The sequence below is a fragment of the Phytopseudomonas seleniipraecipitans genome (assembly GCF_900102335.1).
Lineage (GTDB): Bacteria > Pseudomonadota > Gammaproteobacteria > Pseudomonadales > Pseudomonadaceae > Aquipseudomonas > Aquipseudomonas seleniipraecipitans.
Genome location: NZ_FNBM01000001.1, coordinates 653,348 through 673,339, shown reverse-complemented (window position 1 = coordinate 673,339; position 19,992 = coordinate 653,348). Strand labels below are relative to the sequence as shown.

Genomic DNA, 19,992 nt, shown 5'->3' with positions numbered 1-19,992 from the left:
AGGCAATCTCTTCAGACCGCATTGTCGCCCACGATCATTTCATGGATACGGCTGGCCACCGCTTCCATAGTGAAAGGCTTGGTCAGAACCCGCATGCCTGGCGCCAGATGGCCGTTGCCGATTACCGAGTTCTCCGCATAGCCGGTGATGAACAGCACCTTCAGATCCGGACGCTCGACCCGCGCCAGGTCGGCGAGCTGGCGACCGTTCATGCCACCGGGCAGGCCCACGTCTGTCACCAACAGATCGATGCGCACCCCGGACTGCAGAATCTTCAAGCCTGACGCTCCATCACCGGCCTCAAGCGTGGTGTAACCCAGCTCCTCGAGCACCTCGATGACCAGCATGCGAATCGCCGGTTCGTCATCGACCACCATGATGGTCTCCCGCGAGTCGGTGCGGGCACTGCTCGGCTCGCAGGCGGGTTCGACCTCCGCCTCGTCACCGTCCTGATAGCGCGGCAGGTACAGACACATGGTGGTGCCCTGCCCCAGTTGGGAGTGGATGAACACCTGGCCGCCGGACTGACGCACGAAACCGTAGACCATCGACAGACCAAGGCCGGTGCCCTCACCCATCGGTTTGGTGGTGAAAAACGGCTCGAAAGCGCGCTCGATGACTTCCTCGGTCATGCCCGTACCGGTGTCGGTGACGCACAACGACACGTACTGGCCGGGCGGTACGTTGCGCCCGTGCGAGGCGTGGTCATCGATCCATTGATTGCTGGTTTCGATGCTCAGGCGCCCTCCATCGGGCATCGCATCGCGGGCATTGAGGCACAGGTTGAGCAGCGCGTTTTCCAGTTGCGGGGCATCGATAAAGCTCGACCACAGCTCTGCGGCAAGTGTCACTTCGGTGCTGATATGCGGACCGACACTACGCCGTACCAACTCCTCCATGCCAACCACCAGGCGATTGACGTTGGTCGGTTTGGGGTCGAGTGTCTGCCGGCGCGAGAACGCCAGCAATCGATGGGTCAGCGCTGATGCGCGCCGGGCAGCACTCTGGGCGGCGCCGACGTAGCGGTCGACATCGGCCAGGCGGCCCTGACTCAGGCGCATCTGCAATAATTCCAGCGAGCCACTGACGCTGGTCAGCAGGTTGTTGAAGTCGTGGGCGATGCCGCCGGTTAGTTGACCGACCGCCTCCATCTTCTGCGACTGGCCCAATGCATCCTCCGCGATGCTCAAGCGCTGTTGCTCCTGCAGGCGCTCGGTGATGTCGTAGACGAACTGATAGGCACCGATCTGCCGCCCCTCGGTATCGTTCAGCCGGCTGAAGTGCATCTCGTAATGGCGCGTGCCGTCCTCGGTTTCGAACGGCACGACTACCACAAACTCTTCGCCACCGAGCGCGCGGTCCCATGGTGCGAGCGCCGCCTGCAGATTTTCCGGTTGCGCGTGAAGGTTGTCTTTTATGCTCTCGCCGATCTGTGGGCACACACCGAACACCCGCTCGAATTCACGCATCCCCGAGCCGTTGATGGCGATCCAGCGGTAATCGAAGCCCATGATGAAGATCAGCGCATCGGCACCGTCCACCACGCCGACCAGCACCCGACGCGCCTCGTTGGCATCGCGCACGCGCCTTTCCAGGGTCTCGTTGAGCTGACGCAGCGACTCTTCAACCTGCTTGCGCTGGGTGATGTCCTGAAACAGCACCGCCACCTGCTTGCGACTCGCAGGGCCGACACGAAATGCACTGATTTCCAAGTGGCGACCGGTGGCAATCAACTCCTGCTCGAAGCGAATCGATTCGCCGCTGTGCAGTACATGGGCGTAGCGGGCAACCCAGCTGTCGGCCTCTTCACCGACCATCTCGCGCAGCGTCTGGCCAACCACATTGCGAATGCCGGCATGCTCGGCGTAGGCCGGGTTGGCTTCGATATGGATGTAGTCGCTGAGCGGGCCATGGGGGCCGTCGAAGAATTCGATGACGCAGAAGCCTTCGTCCATGGTATTGAACAGAAACTCGTAGCGCTCGCGTTCCTGAGCGAAGGCGCTCTCGACGCGGCGCTGCTCGGCGATGTCGTTTTCCTGGACGAAGATACCGTCCACCCGCCCCAACGAATCGAACTGCGGCAGGTATAGAAAGTCCCGTTGAGAGCCTTCGTCGCCAGGCATCTGGAAGTTACGCGCGCGCACCCCGCGGCCACGCCGATAGGCCTCTTCCATCAGTTCGATGAAGCGCCGCTCGATACGCCCGCCCAATACCTCGCGCACCGGCTTGCCAAGCACATCGCCCAGGCTGAGCGCGCGCTGGTACGCGGTATTGACGTGTTCGAAGCGCAGTTGTTCGCCGCGCAGCACGGCCATCGATGCCGGCGATTGCTCGAAGATCTGCTGGAAACGACCTTCACGGTCCGCCGTCCAGCGCTCGCCTTCGTATATCGCCAAGCGGGCTTTCAGCTGGGCGTTTTCATCTTCGAGCACTTGCAACCGCTGCCGAATCGCGTCGGCGTCATCAGGTATCACGATAGGCACCGAGCAGGCAGGAAAAAGAGAGCGAAGCGCCGCTATTGAAGCCCGTAATGCGGCTTTTTGCTACTGGCGCAGCGGCTTTTTCCTGCACGTTTCGCCTGCTGCACGACCGGGGCGGCGCCGGTAGGCTTTCAGCCGGTCAGGCAGCGGTAAACCGGCGATAGCCGACCTCTGTTGCGGCCCCGACAGCCGGCTCAGTGCTCGGGCAGCGAGCGACTCACTTTCTCGAGCAGCTCATTCATCTTGAATGGCTTGGTCATCAGGTCCATGCCGATATCGAGAAACTGTTGGCGATTGAGGGCGTTTTCGGCGTAGCCGGTCATGAACAGAACCGGCAGCGCCGGCCTCAATGTGCGCGCCGTCTGCGCCAGCTCACGGCCATCCATGCGCGGCAGGCCCACGTCGGTGAGCAACAGATCGATCGCCACATCACTGTGCAAATGAGTGAGTGCAGTCTCCACATCCGGGGCCTGGGTGCAGCGGTAACCGGCCTCTTCCAGCACTTCCGCGGCGAACACACGCACTGTGGCCACGTCTTCGACGATCAGCACATGTTGCCCGGCGCCGCGGTGCTCAACCAGCTCGACCACGCTCTCGGCCACCACAAGCTCACTGCTGGCCGGCAGCATGATGGTCACTTCAGTACCGCGCCGGGTGGTGCTGCGAATACTCGCGTTACCGCCGGATTGACGCGCGAAACCATAGATGGTCGACAGCCCAAGGCCCGTACCCTGGCCAACCGGTTTGGTGGTGAAGAACGGATCGAACACCTTGTCGATCAGGTGGTGGTCGATACCTGTGCCATCGTCGCGCACGGAAAGCGCCACGTAGATCCCATCGGCGAGATTGGGATCGCCGTGGGAGTGAGCGGTATACGTGTTGACCCAGATATTGCCGCCCTGGGGCAAGGCATCCCGGGCGTTGATGACCAGGTTGAGGACGGCGCTTTCCAACTGACTGGGGTCCACCAGCGCGATTGCCGGCTTACCGGTCAGCTCCAGCGTAAGCGTGATTCGCTCGCCGATGGTGCGCACCAGCATCTCTTCCAGCGAGCGCACGCGCTCGTTGACGTCGACCGCCTGGTTGTCGAGCGGCTGCTTGCGGGCGAACGCCAGCAGGCGATGGGTCAGCGCGGCTGCGCTCATTGCCGAGTTCAATGCCGCTTCGGCGTACAACTGCACGCGATCCAGGCGCTGCTCGGAGACGCGTTTCTGGATCAGTTCGAGGCTGGTGATGATGCCCGTGAGCATGTTGTTGAAGTCGTGAGCGATACCTCCGGTAAGGTTACCCAGCGCCTCCATTTTCTGTACCTGCAGCAGCTGCGCCTCGGTACGCGCACGTTCGGCGATTTCCATGGCCAGCTTGCTGGTCGCGTCATCCAGTTGCGCCAAGTGCAGGCGTTCACGGCGCCGGTGCTCGGTCACATCCTCAACGAACACCAGGCTCAGTTCAGGGGTGTGATAAGGCGATATCTGCCACTCGGTCTCGCGCATGTCGCCCCGAACGCGCATGTTCAGCGAGCCCTTCCAGCGCTCACCGGCCTTTAGCCGCAGCCGCAGCTCTTCGAGCAGCTCGGCCTGATCCTCCGCAAAGCATTCGTCGAGAATGCGCGAGTCGGGATCGTCCTCGATCAGTTGCGCGAAGGCGTGGTTGCACTCGTGCACCTTGAGGCTGGAATCGAGCACGGCGATGGGTGCCGAGACGTTGGCGAAAATCTCGCGAAAGCGCGCCTCGCTCTGGCGCAGCGCATTTTCCGTGTCGCGCACGCGCAGCAGGGTGCGCAACGTCGCCAGCAGCACGTCCGCGTCCACCGGGTGGACCAGGTAGGCGTCGGCGCCGGCGTTCAGACCGGTGATGATATCGCCGGTATGGATCGATGCCGCCGATACGTGGATCACCGGCAACAACGCAGTACCGGGCTCCGCACGCAGAATACGCACGATGTCGAAGCCGCTCATGTCGGGCAGGTTGACGTCGAGAATCAGCGCATCCGGCGTCTCGCTGCGGATCATTGCCAGGCCATCGGTGCCCGTGCCGGCTTCCGCGACCAGGTAGCCATGGCGCTCCAGGCGCCTGCGCAACGCATAGCGGGTGGCGACGTTGTCATCGACGATCAGCAGGCGCAGATCAGGCTTCATGGGGCGGCTCCTGAGCGAGCGCCAGGGGGATCACCACGAAAAATACCGACCCCACGCCCGGCGTGCTTTCCACACCCACCTCGCCGCCGAGCAGCTCAGCAAAACGCTTGCACAGCGACAGCCCCAAACCAGTACCGCGCAAGCGTTTCTGCAGCGGCGAGTCGATCTGCGAAAAATCCTCGAACAGCGTGCCGTGCAGCTCTGGTGCGATACCAATTCCAGTGTCGCTGACGGCGAAGCGGATTTTGTCTTCGCCTTCTCGTCGTGCAGAAATCCTCACCTCACCGCGGGCAGTGAACTTCAGCGAATTGGCAATGAAATTGCGCAGGATCTGCGCGAGCTTCTTGTCATCGGTGAACAGCCGCGGCAGCCCCACCGGCTCCTCGAAAATAAGGTCCACGGCACTGGCGTTGACGATCGGTCGGAACATGCCGCGCAGCGCAGAGAACAGGTCCAGCATGTCGAACCACGCCGGCGAAATGTTGATCCGCCCGGCCTCGATCTTGGCCAGGTCGAGCAAGTCGTCGACCATGTCGCTCAGCTCGCGCGCGGCGGTGCTGACGAACGCCACCTGGCGGTGCTGCTCCTCACTCAACGGCCCGTCGAGTTCGTCGGTGAGCAGGCTGGTGATGCTCAGGATCGAGCCCAGCGGCGTGCGAAACTCGTGGCTCATATAGGACAGAAAGCGGCTTTTCAGATCCGATGCCTGGCGCAACTCATCAGCCTGATTGTCCAGCTCGGCATAAAGCGCCAGCACGCCCTGATTGGTTTCCTCGAGTTCATCGCGCAGCGCCGCGCTTTCGCTCTGCAGTCGTGCGATCAATGCGGCCTGGTCGGCGTGGCTCAAGTCGGTGGATTCAGCCATTGACGGCCTCCAAGGCAATGACCACGACCGTGACATCGTCACGACCGCGGCAGAAATCACGGTGCAGCACGGCGGCGATCACCGCAGGATGGCAGTGCACCAGGCCGGGATAATCTTTCACGCTCCAGCGCGACTGCAGGCCGTCCGTGTGCATGATCAGCAACTGGCCACTGATCCCGTCGTAGTCAAATGGCTGCGCCTTTCGGTATTGACCACCAACGATGCCGGGGTGCGATGCCATGCCGCGGGACTTTTCAGCGCTGAGCACGCTGGCGCTGATATTGCCGACGCCCACGAAACGCAGGCTGCCACTGTCCAGCCGTGCCTGAGCGATGGCAACTGCACCGCCTCGGGAGCCCTGCATGGCCCGATGCATGTCTTCGAGCAACAGCAACGGATCGTTGAATGGCGCCAGCGCGAACATACTCTCGCCGGCCTGCGCCGCGCGCTCGGCTTCTTCGCCATGGCCGAGACCATCGATGATCAGCGCGCTGATGCCCGTGTCATTGGCCGCCAGCAGCCAGGTATCGCCGCAGGCCGGATCATCGTGCAGCGAGTGTTGGCTGACGCCGAAACGCCAATCCGGCTGCGTGTCCGTTCGTGGGTAAAAACGCGCCAGCAACACAGCGCCGCGGGCGTCGGCATAGGCATCGAAGACCTGGGCCTGGCGCGACACGGCACCAAGGCCGATGCCTTGAGTGCCGCCGGTTGAATAACCATCGGCCAGGCAGGCATTCAGGTCAAAACCTTTACCTCGATCCACCGTGAGCACTTCGATACCGCCACCTTGCAGGCGTGGCAATACGCGCACATGCAGCTCGCCGCGGCCGGCATGCTTGAGCAGGTTGCTTGCCAGCTCGGTGGTGACCAGGGCAACGCGGCCGGCATCGCGCTCATCGAAACCGTGTTTCTCGGCCAGCTTTTGCGCAGTACGTCGAGCGTGGCCAACCTGGCTGACGTCGTCGATGGGCAGCACGTGAGTCAGGCTGCCCCTGATAATCATGTCCATCGAGTGATCGTGATGCGTGTGCCCTGATCAGGCGCGGTATCCAGTTCAAATTCATCGACCAGGCGCTTGGCGCCCGTCAATCCAAGCCCCAGGCCGTTGCCTGAGGTCCAGCCATCGGTCATGGCCAGTTTCAAATCGGGAATACCGGGGCCCTCGTCGCGGAACGTCAGGCGCAGGCCCACTCGAGTGCTGTCTTCGAGCACCTGCCAGTCCATATCCCCGCCACCCCCGTAGACCATGGTATTACGCGCCAGCTCGCTGACGGCGGTGACCAGCTTGGTCAGGTCGATCAAGCGCATGCCGCATTCGCTGGCCAGTTTGCGCGCGGTCTGGCGCGCCAGTACCACGTCCTGCTCGATATTGATCGGTTGGGTACCACTGCTGCGCACGATCATCGCTGGGCTACTCGTTCCCGCAGCAGTTTCATGCCGCGGTCGACGTTCAGCGCCGTGCTGACGCCGGGCAATGTCATGCCCAGCTCCACCAGGGTGATCGCCACGGCTGGTTGCATGCCAACCAGCATGGTTTCGGCGTCCATGATCCTGGACAGGCCGGAGATGGTGCCAATCATCCGGCCGATGAACGAATCCACCATGTCCAGCGCGGAAATGTCGATCAGCACACCGCGAGCCGACGTCTTACTGATCAGCTCGGACAGATCGTCCTGCAAGGTCAGCGCGAGTTGGTCATGCATATCGACCTGAATGGTCACCAACAGGAACTCGCCCATTTGCAAAATCGGAATGCGTTCCATCGTGTCAGCCTACTTTGCTGAGGGTCACGCCCAGGCGGCTCAGGGCCAGCTTGAGGGCGTCGGCCAGGTTGGCTTTGGTCACCACGCCCTGCAAGTCGAGGCCGAGGTGCACGATGGTCTGGGCAATTTGCGGGCGCACGCCGCTGATGATGCAGTCAGCGCCCATCAGACGAATCGCCGTGACCGTTTTCAACAGGTGCTGGGCAACCAGGGTGTCAACGGTCGGCACACCGGTGATGTCAATGATGGCGATTTCCGAGCCGGTGTCGACGATGCGCTGCAGCAGCGACTCCATGACCACTTGGGTGCGTTGCGAGTCGAGGGTGCCGATCATTGGCAGTGCCAGTACGCCGTCCCACAGTTTGACCACCGGGGTGGACAGCTCCAGCAGCTCTTCCTGCTGACGCTTGATCACTGCTTCACGGGATTTCTGGAAGGTGCGGATGGTGTGCATACCGAAGCTGTCGAACAGCTCGGACACTTCCCACAACTGCTGCGCCAGCGCTTCGGGCTGCGTCTGGTATTGGCGCTGCAGCAGCGAGAACAACGGTCCCTTCAAGGCAAAGATGAAACTGGCGGTCTGTTGGGAATCATGACCAAGCAGCGCACGGCTGGACGACAGGCGCTCCAGAAACTGGCGAGACTCTTCCCAGCCAGCAGCCGCTACGCTGGTGCCGTTGCCTTTCTCGAGGCCTGCCACCGCCAACTGCAGAAACTCTGCGGCCTGCTGCTGCAGATCCTGCTCCTTGAGATTGCGGGTCGAGCCGCTCGCTTCCAGGGCCTGGATCCATTCGCTGAGCAGTTGCGCCTGATTGTTCTTGATCGCCTCGACGGTACCAACCTGCAATGCAGCCATATGCCATTAACTCCTAAACAAATACGTGCCGTTCTCCGAACTGACCGGCGTGAGACAGTGACATGAGTCGTCCGGAATAGTTGGAGGTAGTTCTTGCGCCCGCATCATAAGAGCAAACCATCTCGACGCAGAAGCGGAAACTGACGCCAAAATGACAGCACGCCCCACCCGGCTGATAAGCGGTGCGCGGCGCTGACCACGCTGCGTATCGAGCGCGTCGGCGAGGCCCCACGGGACAATAGAAAACCCGCTGAACAACCGACGAGTGATTGCAGCGGGAAACCCAAAGCAACCGTATACTGACGCCACTTTAATGACATGGAACCAGACCCATGCGCCTCGACACGCTGACACTCAAGACCCGCCTGATCATCGCGGTGGCCATTCCTTGCATCGCCTTGGTTCTGGTTGCGGTGACCAGCCTCAACAGCATGTCCAACATGCAGAAGGAGGCCAACGCGCTCTACCTCAACACGTCGGCACCGATGCGCGCGATGGCGGAAGCCGCGTCACGCATTCCGCGCATGCGCGTGGGCATCGATATGATGCTGCTGCAGGACACCGCGCTGCGTGACGAACGCGGGGTCAAGACCCGGGTCCAGGAAGCCCTCAACGAGGACATTCCCGGCATGCGCAAGGCGATGCGCGACGCGGTCGAGGCGCAGGTCAATCCAGAGCGGCGGGCGCAGGCACAGAGCCTGCTCGATCAGTTCGAGACGGTAGTCAACAACGAACTCACACCGATGCTCCAGGCGCTCGACAGCGGCGACATGGCCAGAGCCCAGCAGATCTACCGCGATCAGTACGCGAAGAGCTACGGCGTGATGCGCCTGGGCGCCAACGAACTGCTCGACGCACTGTTGCAGCAAGCCGAGCGGCAAAATCAGCGCAGCACCGACAACTACGAAGAAGGCCGCCTGCGTCAGCTGAGCATCATCGTGCTCGGCCTGTTGGTGTCGTTCATAGCCTCGTGGCTGATCGTTGCCAACCTGCGCCGCCGGGTCTCACTACTGCAAAACAGCCTGGGCAACGCCGCCGATAACCTGGCGCTGAATGCGCGCATCGAGCTGAGCGGTAGCGACGAACTGAGCGATATCGCCCACAGTTTCAACCGCTTTCTGGATCGGGTCCACGGCATCATGCAGCAGCTGGCCGGCAATTCGCGGCAGCTCTCCGTCATGGCGCGTGAGGTAGCTGAGCGGGCACAACTGACGCAAAGCAATTGCACCGCGCAGAGTGACCGCACCGTGCAGGTGGCTACTGCGATTCACGAGCTGGGGTCGACTGTCAACGAGATTGCCGGCAACGCGGAAAACGCAGCGCAAGTGGCGCGCGAGGCCACCGAACACGCCAACGACGGACGCGAGGTAGTGGAACAGGCCAATCAGCAGATCAACGCCCTCAGTGGCGAGCTGGAACAGGCGACTCGGGTCGTGGGTGCGCTGGCCGGCCAAATCAACGCCATCAGCGCCACCCTCGGCACCATTCGCAGCATCTCCGAGCAAACCAACCTGCTTGCCCTCAATGCCGCCATCGAGGCCGCACGTGCCGGCGAGCAAGGCCGCGGGTTCGCGGTAGTCGCCGATGAGGTGCGAACTCTGGCAAGCCGCTCTGGGGCTTCGACCGACGAGATCCAGAAGGTCATCGACCGCCTGCAGGCCGAATCCCGTTCGGCTGTGGAGGCCATGGACAAGGGGCGCCAGCAAAGCGAGCGGGTCGTTGAGTACGCTGGCAAGGCCTCTGTCGCGCTGGCGCAGATCACCGGCCACATCAGCCAGATCAGTGACCAGAACATCCAGGTGGCTACCGCGACCGAAGAGCAGTCCTGCGTGGTCGAAGAGATCAATCGCAACGTCGAGCAGATCAATCAGTTCACCCAGGAAACCACGGTGATCGCTGATCAGTTGAATGATGCCAGCACCAACCTGCAAAACCTCTCTAGGCAACTCGACGACCTGGTCGGCAACTTCAAGTTGTAACCCACCGACTGCGACATCACCCGATGCATCGGGTGATGTCGCGTATCAGGAACGGCTGTCGGCTTCGCCGCCGCCCTCCGCCAGCAGCCGGGCGCCCAGCGCGACGGCCCCGCCCAGATAAACCACGCCACTCCAGGCGGCCATCAGAATGCCACCGAAACGCTGATCCTCCAGCTGCGCAAAGCCGAACGCGCCCAGGCACAGCTCTGCGGGATAGATCAGTTTGGGCGCCATGATCAGCACTACGCCCAACATGGTCATGTGCACGAAGGTCAGGAAAAAGCCGAACATCGCCGCCACCGTCCCGTGCCTCGACTGAATGGCAAAACCCAGCAGCCATACCGCAAGGCCAACGGCCAGGAAGCTGAATTGCTGAGCGACAAACGCCCAGACATGAATGGCCGCGGCTTCGTGCAGCAGCGGCGCATGCCAGCCCCATACCACCAGCATCTCGGCAGTGAACACCAGAAATGTCCAGACGCGGATGTACGGCAGCCCGTCGAGTCGAACACCGGAACGTGCCAAGCCCATGGCCAGCAGCGGCGCCGCAAGCGCGACCACACCAAGATGCAGCAGCATATGTGCAGAAAATGCCGTCCGGCTCATGGCTGGCAACGGCCCGAGCCAACAAGCGGCGAGCACTACCAAACCGAAAATCAGCGGCCAATTGCGTGAGCGTTTATCCACGGCAAGCGCTCGATCCCCCCGGTCGACAATCACCGGCTCGCACCGATGATGCGGGAGATATCCGCCACCATTGCCTCGGCAGTCGTTTGCTGAGAGAACAGCTCGGCCAATTCGCCATCCGGCCCCATCAGGTAGATCGAGCCTGTGTGATCCAGCATGTAGGTATCGCCCATCGGTACTTTCTGAAAGTACACGCTGTAGGCATCGGCAACCTGGCGAAGCTGCGCGGGGCTGCCGGTGAGGCCGAGAATGCGCGGGTCGAAAAACTCGGTATAGCTCGCCAACACCTCGGGCGTGTCGCGTTCCGGATCAAGGCTGATGAAGAGCGGTTGCACCCGCTCTGCCTGCTCGCCCAGGCCATTGAGGACCTTGGCCATATGCACCAGCGTGGTCGGGCAGACATCGGCGCAGCGGGTGAACCCGAAGAACACCAACAACCATTGCCCGCTAAAGGTCTGCTCGTTGACCATCCGCCCGTGCTGATCCTGCAGTTCGAACGGCCCACCTATCCGCGCGCCGCTCTCTACTGCAGCGGCAACCGGCGTACGGGCCGGCCATAACTGATAGGACACGGGCAATGCGGCAAGCAGCAGCAGGATGACAACCGCGCAAACAATCCAGGTGCGATTCAACGTGACGCGTTCCCCAGGATTCAGCGAACGGGCAATCCGCGCGCTTTCATCAGGCTACAGACCACCATTGTGCAAAGGGGTGCGGGCAAATGATTGTTACCAGGGGCTGCAATCGCTATAGCTTGGCCGAGGTAGACAGCTGCAGCCATATCGAGAAGACCCCCAGCACAGTCCAGAAAAACATGAACAGCCAGGGTGAGCGCATCGAAAACCTGAGGGACTTGAAGTACCTGTCCTCGCTGGACTCATGTTCACTGAATAAAGGTGATTCGTCGTAGGCATGGCCGAACTTGGGCTCGCTGTGCAGCAATTGCTTCTGCTTGAAGTGCCAGTGACCAACGATTGCCGCCGATGCACGAATGCCTGGCCAGGCATTCAAGGAACTGACGATCCCCAACAACGCCAACAAGGCGGGCACCACCAAGGTGAACAGATCACCCCAGGATGCGTTGGTGTTGGCCATCGAAGAAGCGTAAGCGATGACCAGAAAAGATTGCGCCGCGAGGTAGGCGTTGGTGCGGTCCGCCAGCAGATTGGTCTCGTAATGGATTTCCCGACGATAGAAGTCGAGTCGCTCCTTCGGCGTGCCGAACATCAGCGAATCGGAGACGTCGGTGTTGTCGGCAGGCGGGGTGGGTTCGTTGGCAGAAGGGATGACTATGGACACGCTGGGCTACCACACAAGTAATTGTCGACGCTGGGCTGAGATCAGCCGGGCCAGTTGTAGAGAAAAACAGTCGCGATAGACCTGCGACAAGGCGCTACGGATGGCTCCCGCAACACGCTCCGCAGCTGGCAACCGCGGAGCGCTCCGTGTTCACCGCTTGGCTTCGGTATCCGGCGCTTCGGATCGAGCCAGGAAAGCCTCGGTCAGCTCTGGCAGGTGATCTTTGATCCACTCGGCCATTGCCACTTCCTGCGGCAGGATGGTTTCGCACACGCGCCGCGTTTCGTGATCACCAACCGACTTGGCCGTAGCGAGCAACACGGTGTAGGAAGCAATTTCGAGGTTCTCGAAAACGTACCCGCTCATTGCACCCTTGATAACCTCGTCGCTCATGACCGAACCGCCCACAGCCTGACCGAAGGCAGTGAGCTTGCCGGCGATATCTTTCATCATCGACGGCTTCTCACCCAGGCGCTCCAAGCAGTCTTCCAGCAGCTCACGCTGGCCTTGGGTTTCCTCGATGTGTTGCTCGATACGTGCTTTCAGCTTGGGGTAATGCTCGAGTCTCGAGGCTTGCGCTTTGAGCATTTGCTCGGCCTGTTGCTCCATCGCATGCGCATCACGCAACCAACTCAGCAGGTTCTCGCTTTTAGTTGCCATCTGAATTCTCCTGGTATCAATTAATTCAGTCACTGGTTCGGAACCAGCCCACCTATCATCCGTTCGATAATCGGGCCGAATGGTCAATTATTGAATTGATCAACTAACTATGTGTTTCCGCCTGACAGGCAGTCGCGTCAGCGCACTACCCAGTCATAACTATTAACCTCGTGGCTAATAAGCGAAGCGGTAGTTCCAACACGGAACGGCAATCACTAACGCGCCGCCTCTGCCAATCAGGACTTCTTGGCTGCTGCCTGATTGCCGCCTTCTTCGGCGATCCGAGTCAAGTTCTCATCGCTGGCCTTTTCTTCTGCCAATGTTTGCTTGAGGAGATTGACGGCCTCGGCTTTTAGACCTAGCTGTTTTGCCATAGCGATCAATGTGCCGTAACTGGCAATTTCGTAATGTTCGACTTTCTGAGCAGCAGCTATCAGGGCGGCATCCAGCACAGGGCCTTTATCGATTTCATCCAGGATTTCCTTGGATTCTTCGACCAATCCTTCCATGGCCACGCACTTCATGCGCTTGAGCTTGAGACCGGTCAGGTCGATGAACTGGTCGATGCGTTCAATCTGCCCATGGGACTCTTCAAGATGCCGGGTGAAGGTGTCGGCGAGGGCCGGATCAGTGGCCGCGCGAGCCAAACGTGGCAGCGCCTTTGCGCCCTGCTTCTCCGCGCTGTAAACATCGGATAATTCGTGAATGAACAGATCTTCGATCGTTTTACGAGCCATGATGTTCTCCGTTGACGGTTGCGAGTAAGGCCAGATGCCGTCCAGCCCTGTAGTACTCCGAGGTGTCCAAAAGCCCCACTACATATGGGGCGTGAAAGATCCTCAGGCTGTCGGGCGCTGACGCAGGTCCAAACTGCGGCGTGACCACATCATCTTGGCTGCGGTGGGGCTCACAGGCGCACCGGTGAAGGTAGGTAGTTTTCGTCTCACCCAACGCGCGCCCGTGCCTTTCCAGGAGATTTCGCCGCTGACCAATTTCTCGTCACGCTCGAACTCATGTGCAAGGGCACGAAGCTCCACTTCATCAGTCACCGATTTGTGATCGATCGCCCTGATGAACTTGGTGGCACCGTCTTTAACGACTGTCAGCAGAAACTTGCCATCCGGGCGCGGCGTCAGGCTGATTTCATGATTGGGAAGCGCAGCGGCAAGTATGTCGATAGCAACAGCAGTCATCGGAAAACTCCCTGAGTGAAATGACGTTTAACGTTCCCTGTAATTGCATGGCGCGTGCCAATTTTGCGAGAAGGCGATAACCGCTTAAATCAAGGGCCTGAACAAATCAAACCTTTATCACTCATTGCAAAGTGCAAGATAACAAGTTTGCCGCATCGCATTCTGCATGCCGGCAAAATACAACCACACCACATTGAATAAGGCACTTCAATATCACCCTACCGCCTGCATTTACAAAGCTTACAATTAAGCGAAGCGGTAGTTATGCATGACAATGCCGCACGTCAAACTACCCTCGTGACCTAGAACTAAAAAAGCCGGCTTGAGCCGGCCTTACAAAAATAAGTAGATCAATAGTTAAGGCCGCAAAATAACCTTGCGGCACTCATCGTCCTGCTTGTCGAACATCCGGTAACCCTCGGCGGCGTCCGAGAGGTTCATGCGGTGGCTGATGATGATTTCCGGCTGCAGCACACCGGTCTGGATACGGTCGAGCAGGTCGGGTAGCAATCCATGAACATGGGTCTGCCCCATCTTGAAGGTCAGCCCCTTGTCGAAGGCGTCGCCGAACAGGAAGCCGTGGATGAAGCCCGCATAGACGCCCGGCACACTCACAGTGCCGCCACGGCGCACGGCGGCGATGCACTGGCGCAGCGCCTTGCCGCTACTGCCTTCCAGTTTGAGCTGAGTAAGCAGGGTTTCCGTGGCGCTGCCTTTAGCTTCGAAACCCACCGCGTCGATGGTGCAATCCACCCCACGATGACCTTCGGTCTGCTCGATAATTGCCTCGGCCGGGTCATCGACCTTATCGAAGTTGAACGGAATCGCTCCATAGGTCACACGCGCGTACTCCAGGCGATACGGCGAGTTATCGACCATGAAGATCTGTTTGGCGCCGAGCATGCGCGCGCAGGCAGCAGCCATCAGGCCGACCGGGCCGGCACCGTAGATCGCCACGCTGCTGCCCTCGCGCACGCCGCCATTGAGCACCGCCTGATAGCCGGTCGGCAGAATGTCGGTGAGAAACAGCACCTTCTCATCATCGAGCTCATCGGGAATCTTGAAGGGTCCGGCGTTGGCCTTGGGCACCCGCACCAGCTCGGCCTGACCGCCCGGCATGCCGCCGTACAGGTGGCTGTAGCCGAACAGCGCGGCGCCGGAAGGAATCTGCTTCTTGTTGAGAATCGCGCCGCGCCCCTTGTTGGTGGTTTCGCAGGCCGCGTGCAGGTTCATGTCACAGAAGAAGCAGCTACCGCAGGCGATCACGAACGGTACGATCACCCGGTCGCCCTTGCGCACCGCCGTCACTGCGCTGCCGACTTCCTCGACGATCCCCATGAACTCATGGCCGAACACATCACCATGCTTCACCTGAGGAATCTTGCCGCGATACAGATGCAAATCGGAACCGCAGATAGCCGTGGCGGTGACACGCAGGATGATGTCATCCGGCTCCTGGATCACCGGGTCATCTACGTTGTCGACGCGAACGTCATGGCTGCCGTGATAGGTCAATGCGCGCATAGTGCTCTCCAGATCGAGGGGCAACGAGTGCCGTTCTAGATACCGAAAAAGCCGCTGACGTTAAGTTCACGCCTGAGGATAAGTGGCCGCTTGCAGGTGCGGCATGAGCAAACGGAGCAGCGATTCGGCTACCATCCGCGGAGCCGGATCATGCTGCCCGAGACATTTACGATGCGCGACCACAACCACCCTCCGCTCCCACGCCGAGCCGCCAGCCCTGGCAAGGCGCCTACGCTGGCTGATGTGGCCAAGGTCGCCGGGGTCTCGCCGATCACCGTGTCGCGCACCCTCAACCAGCCGGAAATTGTCCGCCCGGCGCTTCGCGAGAAGGTCTTTCGCGCCGTGCACAAGACCGGCTACGTGCCGGCCATGCTGACCGGCGCAGCCGAGCAGCGCAGCCGGCTGATTTCCCTGCTGGTGCCGACCATCGCCAATTCGATCTTTTCGGACACGGTGCAGGCACTGATCGACACCCTTACCGAAGCCGGCCACGAAACCCTGATTGGCTTGACCAACTACAGCGCTGAACGCGAAGAGCAATTGCTCGATGCCATCCTGCGACGCCGCCCCGATGGCATCGTGCTCACCGGCACGCTGCACACCAAAGCCAGCCGCACGCGGCTGTCGCGCTCGGGCATTCCCATTGTCGAATCCTGGGACCTCGCACCCAAACCGCTGGACATGCTGGTGGGCTTTTCCCACGAGGCGGTCGGCGTGGCCATTGCGCGGTACCTGACGGGCAAAGGTTATCGGCGCTTCGCCGTGGTGACCCTGGATGACCCGCGCGGGCTGCGGCGTTGCGACAGTCTGATCAGCGAACTCGCCAGCCAGGGCATCGCCGGCGTGCCGCGCGTGGTACTGCCGCCGCCCGCCACGGTGAATCTTGGCCGCGACGGGTTGCAGCGTCTGCTTGCCAGTGGCGAACGCCCGGATGTGGTGGTGTGCAGCTCGGATACCCTGGCCCACGGCATTCTTGAAGAAGCCACCGAACTGGGCTTGCGGGTACCGGATGACCTGGCGGTGATGGGCTTTGGCGACCTGAGTACGGCCGCTCACCTGCACCCTTCTCTCTCCACGGTATGCATCAACGGAGCGGACATCGGCATTCAGGCTGCCCGGGCACTGCTCCAGCGCCTCGAACACCCCAATGAGGAGCCGGTGAAAGTGCACATCGACACCGGCTTCACCCTTGTTGAAAGGCAGAGCGCTTAGCTAGAGAACAGGGCAAGCCACGCGCTTGCATGATTACGTAATCAGCTTAACGTCCGAGATCACAGCAGGTCGCGCCAGCCGCCTGCGGTTCGAACAAGACCGTCAAGTGAGGTAATCCGTGTGAGTGAGCAAGCCCTTTCCCAACCCTGCGCCGACCAGGATCAGATCGCCTGGATCCGCATCGCCTCGGTGTTTCTGCCCCTGGCCAACCCGATCAGCGATGCCAAGGTGCTGACTGGCCGGCAGAAGCCGATGACCGAGATCGCCATGCTGTTCGTGGAGATCGAAAGCAAGGATGGCCATCGCGGCCTTGGCTTCAGTTACTCGAAGCGCGCGGGCGGCCCAGGCCAGTTCGCCCATGCCAAAGAGATCGCGCCGGCACTGATCGGTGAAAACCCCAGCGACATCCAGAAGCTCTGGACCAAGCTGTGCTGGGCCGGTGCATCGGTCGGCCGCAGCGGACTGTCGACCCAGGCCATCGGCGCCTTCGACGTCGCCCTGTGGGACATGAAGGCCAAGCGTGCAGGCCTGTCCCTGGCACGCCTGCTCGGCGCTCAGCGCGACTCGGTGCGCTGCTACAACACCTCGGGCGGCTTCCTGCACACGCCGCTCGATCAGTTGATGAAGAACACGGATCTGTCCCGTGAAAAAGGTATCGGCGGCATCAAGCTCAAGGTCGGCCAACCCAACTCGGCCATCGACATCGAACGCGTCAGTACCGTGCGCCGCCACCTGGGCGACGACTTCCCGCTGATGGTCGACGCCAACCAGCAATGGGATCGCCCGACCGCCCAGCGCATGTGCCGCAAGTTCGAAGAATACAACCTGGTGTGGATCGAAGAGCCGTTGGACTGCTACGACGCCGAAGGCCACGCGGCCCTGGCAGCGGCATTCGACACGCCGATCGCCACCGGCGAAATGCTCACCAGCGTGGCCGAGCATGCCGAGTTCATCAATAAACGCGGCGCCGATTTCCTGATGCCGGATGCGCCGCGCGTGGGCGGCATCACCCCGTTCCTGAAAATCGCCTCGATGGCCGAGCATGCAGGCCTGATGCTCGCTCCGCATTTCGCCATGGAGCTGCACGTGCACCTCGCCGCTACCTATCCGACCGAGCCCTGGGTCGAGCATTTCGAGTGGCTTGAGCCGCTGTTCAACGAGCGCCTGGAAACTCGTGACGGCCGCATGTTGGTGCCCACCCGTCCCGGCCTTGGCCTTTCGCTCAGTGATCGGGTGGCCGGCTGGACGGCGCAGCACGTGGAGATCGGCCAGCGCGCCTAAGCTCACTCTCTTGCGTTTATCCCCGATGCCGGCCTTTTGCCGGCATCGGTGTGAACGGGCCTAGCTTTTCACATCTTTGGTTCTTTAATCCCCCTGAGCAACGCTCTACACTGCCGCCCGCCCGCGCCAGCCCGTCTCCCCCCGGATAACGCCTGCAACGTCGCCGAAGCTGAGCCTTTAATTAAAGATTCGGCGCTGCCGGTCGAACTAACTACCAACCCGTAGACTTTATCTGCCAGGAGCTGCTGCATGCAGTCGTTAAAGGCGCTGTACGATTCCATCGAGATGCACTTTTTCGATACCTTGACCAAGAAACTGTCCAGTCTGTTTCTACTGGTCGTGGTCAGCGGGCTGCTGTGCTGGGTTGCCATCAGCCTGCGTGCTGACATTCTCGAGCAATTGCACGCCGCGCAGATCGACGCTGCACTGCTCGGCCAGATCGAGGCCAAACTCGACACCCTGGGCACCGCCCTGTTGCTTAGCGCGCTGTTCACCCTGACCATGGTCAGCTTCATGGTCTGGTACTTCCGTCACCTGATCGTGCGCCCCGTCGACAACATGACCCGCGCCTTGGAAGAAATTGCCAACGGCGAAGGCGATCTGTCCCGCGACCTGCCGCTGCTGACCCACGATGAAATCCGCACGCTGGCCAGCACTTGCAACCGCTTCCTGGCCAAGCAGCGCGAGATCATCAGTAACGTGCAGGCGCTCACCGTGCAGATCGCCGTAGAGTCTGCCCGCTCACTGAAGAACATCAGTGACTCCAGTGAAAGCGCCACGCACCAGGCGCGCTTCGCCAACGAAGTGATGAGCGAGAGCAACAGCGCCGTTGGCCGCATCGAGGAAGTGTCGCAGCAGACCCAGGCGATCTCCGGTACCACCGCGCAGAACCTGAGCATGGCCCGCGACTCCTACGCCGAACTGCTGGAGGTGACCGGCAACATCGGCGCCATCTCCAACAGCCTCAATGAGTTCAGCACCCTGGTTTCGGCGCTCAACGAACGGTCGTCGAACATCAAATCCATCGTCGGGCTGATCCAGCAGATCTCCTCGCAAACCAACCTGCTGGCCCTCAACGCGGCCATCGAAGCGGCCCGCGCCGGCGAGAGCGGCCGGGGGTTCGCGGTGGTGGCCGACGAGGTGCGTACCCTGGCGCAAAACGTCAGCCGCGCTACCGGCGATATTTCCCAGAACATCGATGCAATGCTCAAGGAAGTCGGCTCGACCCACGAGCAGACCGCGCTGATCAGCAACAGCGCGCGCGAAACCCAGGTGGTGGTTGAACGTGCCACCGGGCACTTCGAAACCATGATCGTCGACTTCGAGTCCACCAACGGCAAGCTCGCAGAAATTGCCGAGCACATCCAGCAGGTGGCCGACGCCAACACCGGCATCAACGAGCGCGTCACGCAGATTCACGCTGACAGCCAGGCCATCGACCAGCGCATGCAGCGCTCCGCCACCGCGACCCGCGATCTCTCCGGCGTTGCCGAGCGGGTGCAGACGTTGCTGGGTCGTTTCGTGTTGGGCCAGGGCGAGCTGGATGCCGCCATCACTCGCGCCAGCCAATGCCGCGACGCCCTGCAAGTGCGATTGGCGGCGCTGCAGCGCGAAGGCGTCAATCTGTTCGACCAGAACTACCGGTTGATCCCCAACACTGATCCCAAGCAGTACATGACCGGCTACACGGATCGCTTCGCGCAGATCTGCCAGGAAGAGATCGACAGGCTGACCAAGGGCACGCCGGGCGGCATCGTGACCTTTATCGTCGACACCAAAGGCTATTGCCCGGTGAACAACAGTTGGGTGTCCAAGGCACCGACCGGCAACCGCGTCACCGACCTGCCGGTGTGTCGCAACAAGCGCATGTTCTCCGATCCGGTCGGGTTGCGCGCAGCCACCAATACGCAGCGTTTTCTGTTGCAGACCTACCTGCGCGACACCGGCGAGATCATGACCGAGATCGACGTGCCGTTCATTTTCGACGGCCGTCACTGGGGCAATATGCGCATGGGCTTCGATGCGTCGAAATTGCTCGCCAAGTGATCGACAGGC

The 19,992-nt window shown here is 61.1% G+C and carries 18 protein-coding genes; 4 read left to right on the top strand and 14 right to left on the bottom strand.

What is annotated here, in order from left to right; all coding sequences use genetic code 11:
- Positions 1–11 precede the first annotated feature (11 nt).
- From BLS60_RS03090 to BLS60_RS03060, 7 genes are all read right to left on the bottom strand, one after another.
- Complete coding sequence (locus BLS60_RS03090) at positions 12–2,474, bottom strand: PAS domain-containing protein (RefSeq protein WP_092364504.1); 2,463 nt, start codon at positions 2,472–2,474, stop codon at positions 12–14.
- 200 nt (positions 2,475–2,674) lie between these two features.
- Complete coding sequence (locus BLS60_RS03085) at positions 2,675–4,618, bottom strand: response regulator (RefSeq protein WP_092364501.1); 1,944 nt, start codon at positions 4,616–4,618, stop codon at positions 2,675–2,677.
- Positions 4,608–5,483, bottom strand: a complete 876-nt coding sequence (locus BLS60_RS03080) for a sensor histidine kinase (RefSeq protein ID WP_070881606.1) — start codon at positions 5,481–5,483, stop codon at positions 4,608–4,610. Before BLS60_RS03080 ends, BLS60_RS03085 begins: the two co-directional genes overlap by 11 nt.
- Positions 5,476–6,486 carry an ATP-binding protein gene (locus BLS60_RS03075; RefSeq protein ID WP_092365314.1) on the bottom strand — a complete coding sequence of 337 codons (1,011 nt, stop codon included), beginning with the start codon at positions 6,484–6,486 and terminating at the stop codon, positions 5,476–5,478. Before BLS60_RS03075 ends, BLS60_RS03080 begins: the two co-directional genes overlap by 8 nt.
- Entirely contained in the window at positions 6,483–6,887 is a 405-nt protein-coding gene (locus BLS60_RS03070; protein ID WP_070881607.1) for an anti-sigma regulatory factor, read from the bottom strand. Before BLS60_RS03070 ends, BLS60_RS03075 begins: the two co-directional genes overlap by 4 nt.
- Positions 6,884–7,246 carry an STAS domain-containing protein gene (locus BLS60_RS03065; RefSeq protein ID WP_070881608.1) on the bottom strand — a complete coding sequence of 121 codons (363 nt, stop codon included), beginning with the start codon at positions 7,244–7,246 and terminating at the stop codon, positions 6,884–6,886. Before BLS60_RS03065 ends, BLS60_RS03070 begins: the two co-directional genes overlap by 4 nt.
- Before the next feature lie 4 nt (positions 7,247–7,250).
- Positions 7,251–8,102, bottom strand: coding sequence for an STAS domain-containing protein (locus BLS60_RS03060; protein WP_070881609.1), 852 nt, complete (start codon positions 8,100–8,102; stop codon positions 7,251–7,253).
- A 332-nt stretch (positions 8,103–8,434) separates the two neighbouring features.
- Here BLS60_RS03060 and BLS60_RS21950 point away from each other — a divergent pair, with 332 nt between their 5' ends.
- Positions 8,435–10,081 (top strand): methyl-accepting chemotaxis protein, encoded by a 1,647-nt coding sequence (locus BLS60_RS21950; protein ID WP_092364498.1) that lies wholly within the window; start codon positions 8,435–8,437, stop codon positions 10,079–10,081.
- Positions 10,082–10,126: 45 nt separating this feature from the next.
- Here the strand turns inward: BLS60_RS21950 and BLS60_RS03050 are convergent, their stop codons facing one another.
- The 7 genes from BLS60_RS03050 to BLS60_RS03020 form a co-directional block, all read right to left on the bottom strand.
- Entirely contained in the window at positions 10,127–10,768 is a 642-nt protein-coding gene (locus BLS60_RS03050) for a cytochrome c oxidase assembly protein (protein WP_092364494.1), read from the bottom strand.
- 29 nt (positions 10,769–10,797) lie between these two features.
- A complete protein-coding gene (locus BLS60_RS03045; protein ID WP_092364491.1) occupies positions 10,798–11,400 on the bottom strand; it encodes an SCO family protein in 603 nt (200 codons plus the stop codon).
- Positions 11,401–11,515: 115 nt separating this feature from the next.
- The gene (locus BLS60_RS03040) at positions 11,516–11,995 is read right to left on the bottom strand and encodes a RipA family octameric membrane protein (RefSeq protein WP_092365310.1); all 480 of its coding nucleotides are present in this window, start codon (positions 11,993–11,995) and stop codon (positions 11,516–11,518) included.
- A gap of 222 nt (positions 11,996–12,217) precedes the next feature.
- On the bottom strand, positions 12,218–12,727 hold the full coding sequence (locus BLS60_RS03035; protein WP_092364488.1) for a ferritin-like domain-containing protein: 510 nt from the start codon (positions 12,725–12,727) through the stop codon (positions 12,218–12,220).
- Positions 12,728–12,963: 236 nt separating this feature from the next.
- Complete coding sequence (locus tag BLS60_RS03030) at positions 12,964–13,464, bottom strand: YciE/YciF ferroxidase family protein (RefSeq protein WP_092364485.1); 501 nt, start codon at positions 13,462–13,464, stop codon at positions 12,964–12,966.
- Between the two features lie 102 nt (positions 13,465–13,566).
- Positions 13,567–13,920, bottom strand: coding sequence for a DUF3509 domain-containing protein (locus BLS60_RS03025; RefSeq protein ID WP_092364482.1), 354 nt, complete (start codon positions 13,918–13,920; stop codon positions 13,567–13,569).
- 357 nt (positions 13,921–14,277) lie between these two features.
- A complete protein-coding gene (locus BLS60_RS03020) occupies positions 14,278–15,444 on the bottom strand; it encodes a zinc-dependent alcohol dehydrogenase (protein WP_092364480.1) in 1,167 nt (388 codons plus the stop codon).
- Positions 15,445–15,615: 171 nt separating this feature from the next.
- On the opposite strand from BLS60_RS03020, the gene BLS60_RS03015 reads away from it, so the two are divergent.
- The 3 genes from BLS60_RS03015 to BLS60_RS03005 all read left to right on the top strand — a co-directional run bounded on the left by BLS60_RS03015 (position 15,616) and on the right by BLS60_RS03005 (position 19,983).
- Positions 15,616–16,656 (top strand): LacI family DNA-binding transcriptional regulator, encoded by a 1,041-nt coding sequence (locus tag BLS60_RS03015; RefSeq protein WP_092365307.1) that lies wholly within the window; start codon positions 15,616–15,618, stop codon positions 16,654–16,656.
- A 120-nt stretch (positions 16,657–16,776) separates the two neighbouring features.
- On the top strand, positions 16,777–17,937 hold the full coding sequence (locus tag BLS60_RS03010; protein ID WP_092364477.1) for an L-talarate/galactarate dehydratase: 1,161 nt from the start codon (positions 16,777–16,779) through the stop codon (positions 17,935–17,937).
- Between the two features lie 249 nt (positions 17,938–18,186).
- Complete coding sequence (locus BLS60_RS03005; RefSeq protein WP_092364474.1) at positions 18,187–19,983, top strand: methyl-accepting chemotaxis protein; 1,797 nt, start codon at positions 18,187–18,189, stop codon at positions 19,981–19,983.
- The last annotated feature ends 9 nt before the right edge of the window (positions 19,984–19,992 follow it).

Excerpts from the sequence above, each read along its gene's own strand:
- BLS60_RS03085 (WP_092364501.1), bottom strand. The coding sequence starts at position 4,618 with ATGAAGCCTGATCTGCGCCTGCTGATCGTCGATGACAACGTCGCCACC.
- BLS60_RS03080 (WP_070881606.1), bottom strand. The coding sequence starts at position 5,483 with ATGGCTGAATCCACCGACTTGAGCCACGCCGACCAGGCCGCATTGATC.
- BLS60_RS03075 (WP_092365314.1), bottom strand. The coding sequence starts at position 6,486 with ATGATTATCAGGGGCAGCCTGACTCACGTGCTGCCCATCGACGACGTC.
- BLS60_RS03070 (WP_070881607.1), bottom strand. The coding sequence starts at position 6,887 with ATGATCGTGCGCAGCAGTGGTACCCAACCGATCAATATCGAGCAGGAC.
- BLS60_RS03065 (WP_070881608.1), bottom strand. The coding sequence starts at position 7,246 with ATGGAACGCATTCCGATTTTGCAAATGGGCGAGTTCCTGTTGGTGACC.
- BLS60_RS03060 (WP_070881609.1), bottom strand. The coding sequence starts at position 8,102 with ATGGCTGCATTGCAGGTTGGTACCGTCGAGGCGATCAAGAACAATCAG.
- BLS60_RS21950 (WP_092364498.1), top strand. The coding sequence starts at position 8,435 with ATGCGCCTCGACACGCTGACACTCAAGACCCGCCTGATCATCGCGGTG.
- BLS60_RS03040 (WP_092365310.1), bottom strand. The coding sequence starts at position 11,995 with ATGTTCGGCACGCCGAAGGAGCGACTCGACTTCTATCGTCGGGAAATC.
- BLS60_RS03035 (WP_092364488.1), bottom strand. The coding sequence starts at position 12,727 with ATGGCAACTAAAAGCGAGAACCTGCTGAGTTGGTTGCGTGATGCGCAT.
- BLS60_RS03030 (WP_092364485.1), bottom strand. The coding sequence starts at position 13,464 with ATGGCTCGTAAAACGATCGAAGATCTGTTCATTCACGAATTATCCGAT.
- BLS60_RS03025 (WP_092364482.1), bottom strand. The coding sequence starts at position 13,920 with ATGACTGCTGTTGCTATCGACATACTTGCCGCTGCGCTTCCCAATCAT.
- BLS60_RS03020 (WP_092364480.1), bottom strand. The coding sequence starts at position 15,444 with ATGCGCGCATTGACCTATCACGGCAGCCATGACGTTCGCGTCGACAAC.
- BLS60_RS03015 (WP_092365307.1), top strand. The coding sequence starts at position 15,616 with ATGCGCGACCACAACCACCCTCCGCTCCCACGCCGAGCCGCCAGCCCT.
- BLS60_RS03005 (WP_092364474.1), top strand. The coding sequence starts at position 18,187 with ATGCAGTCGTTAAAGGCGCTGTACGATTCCATCGAGATGCACTTTTTC.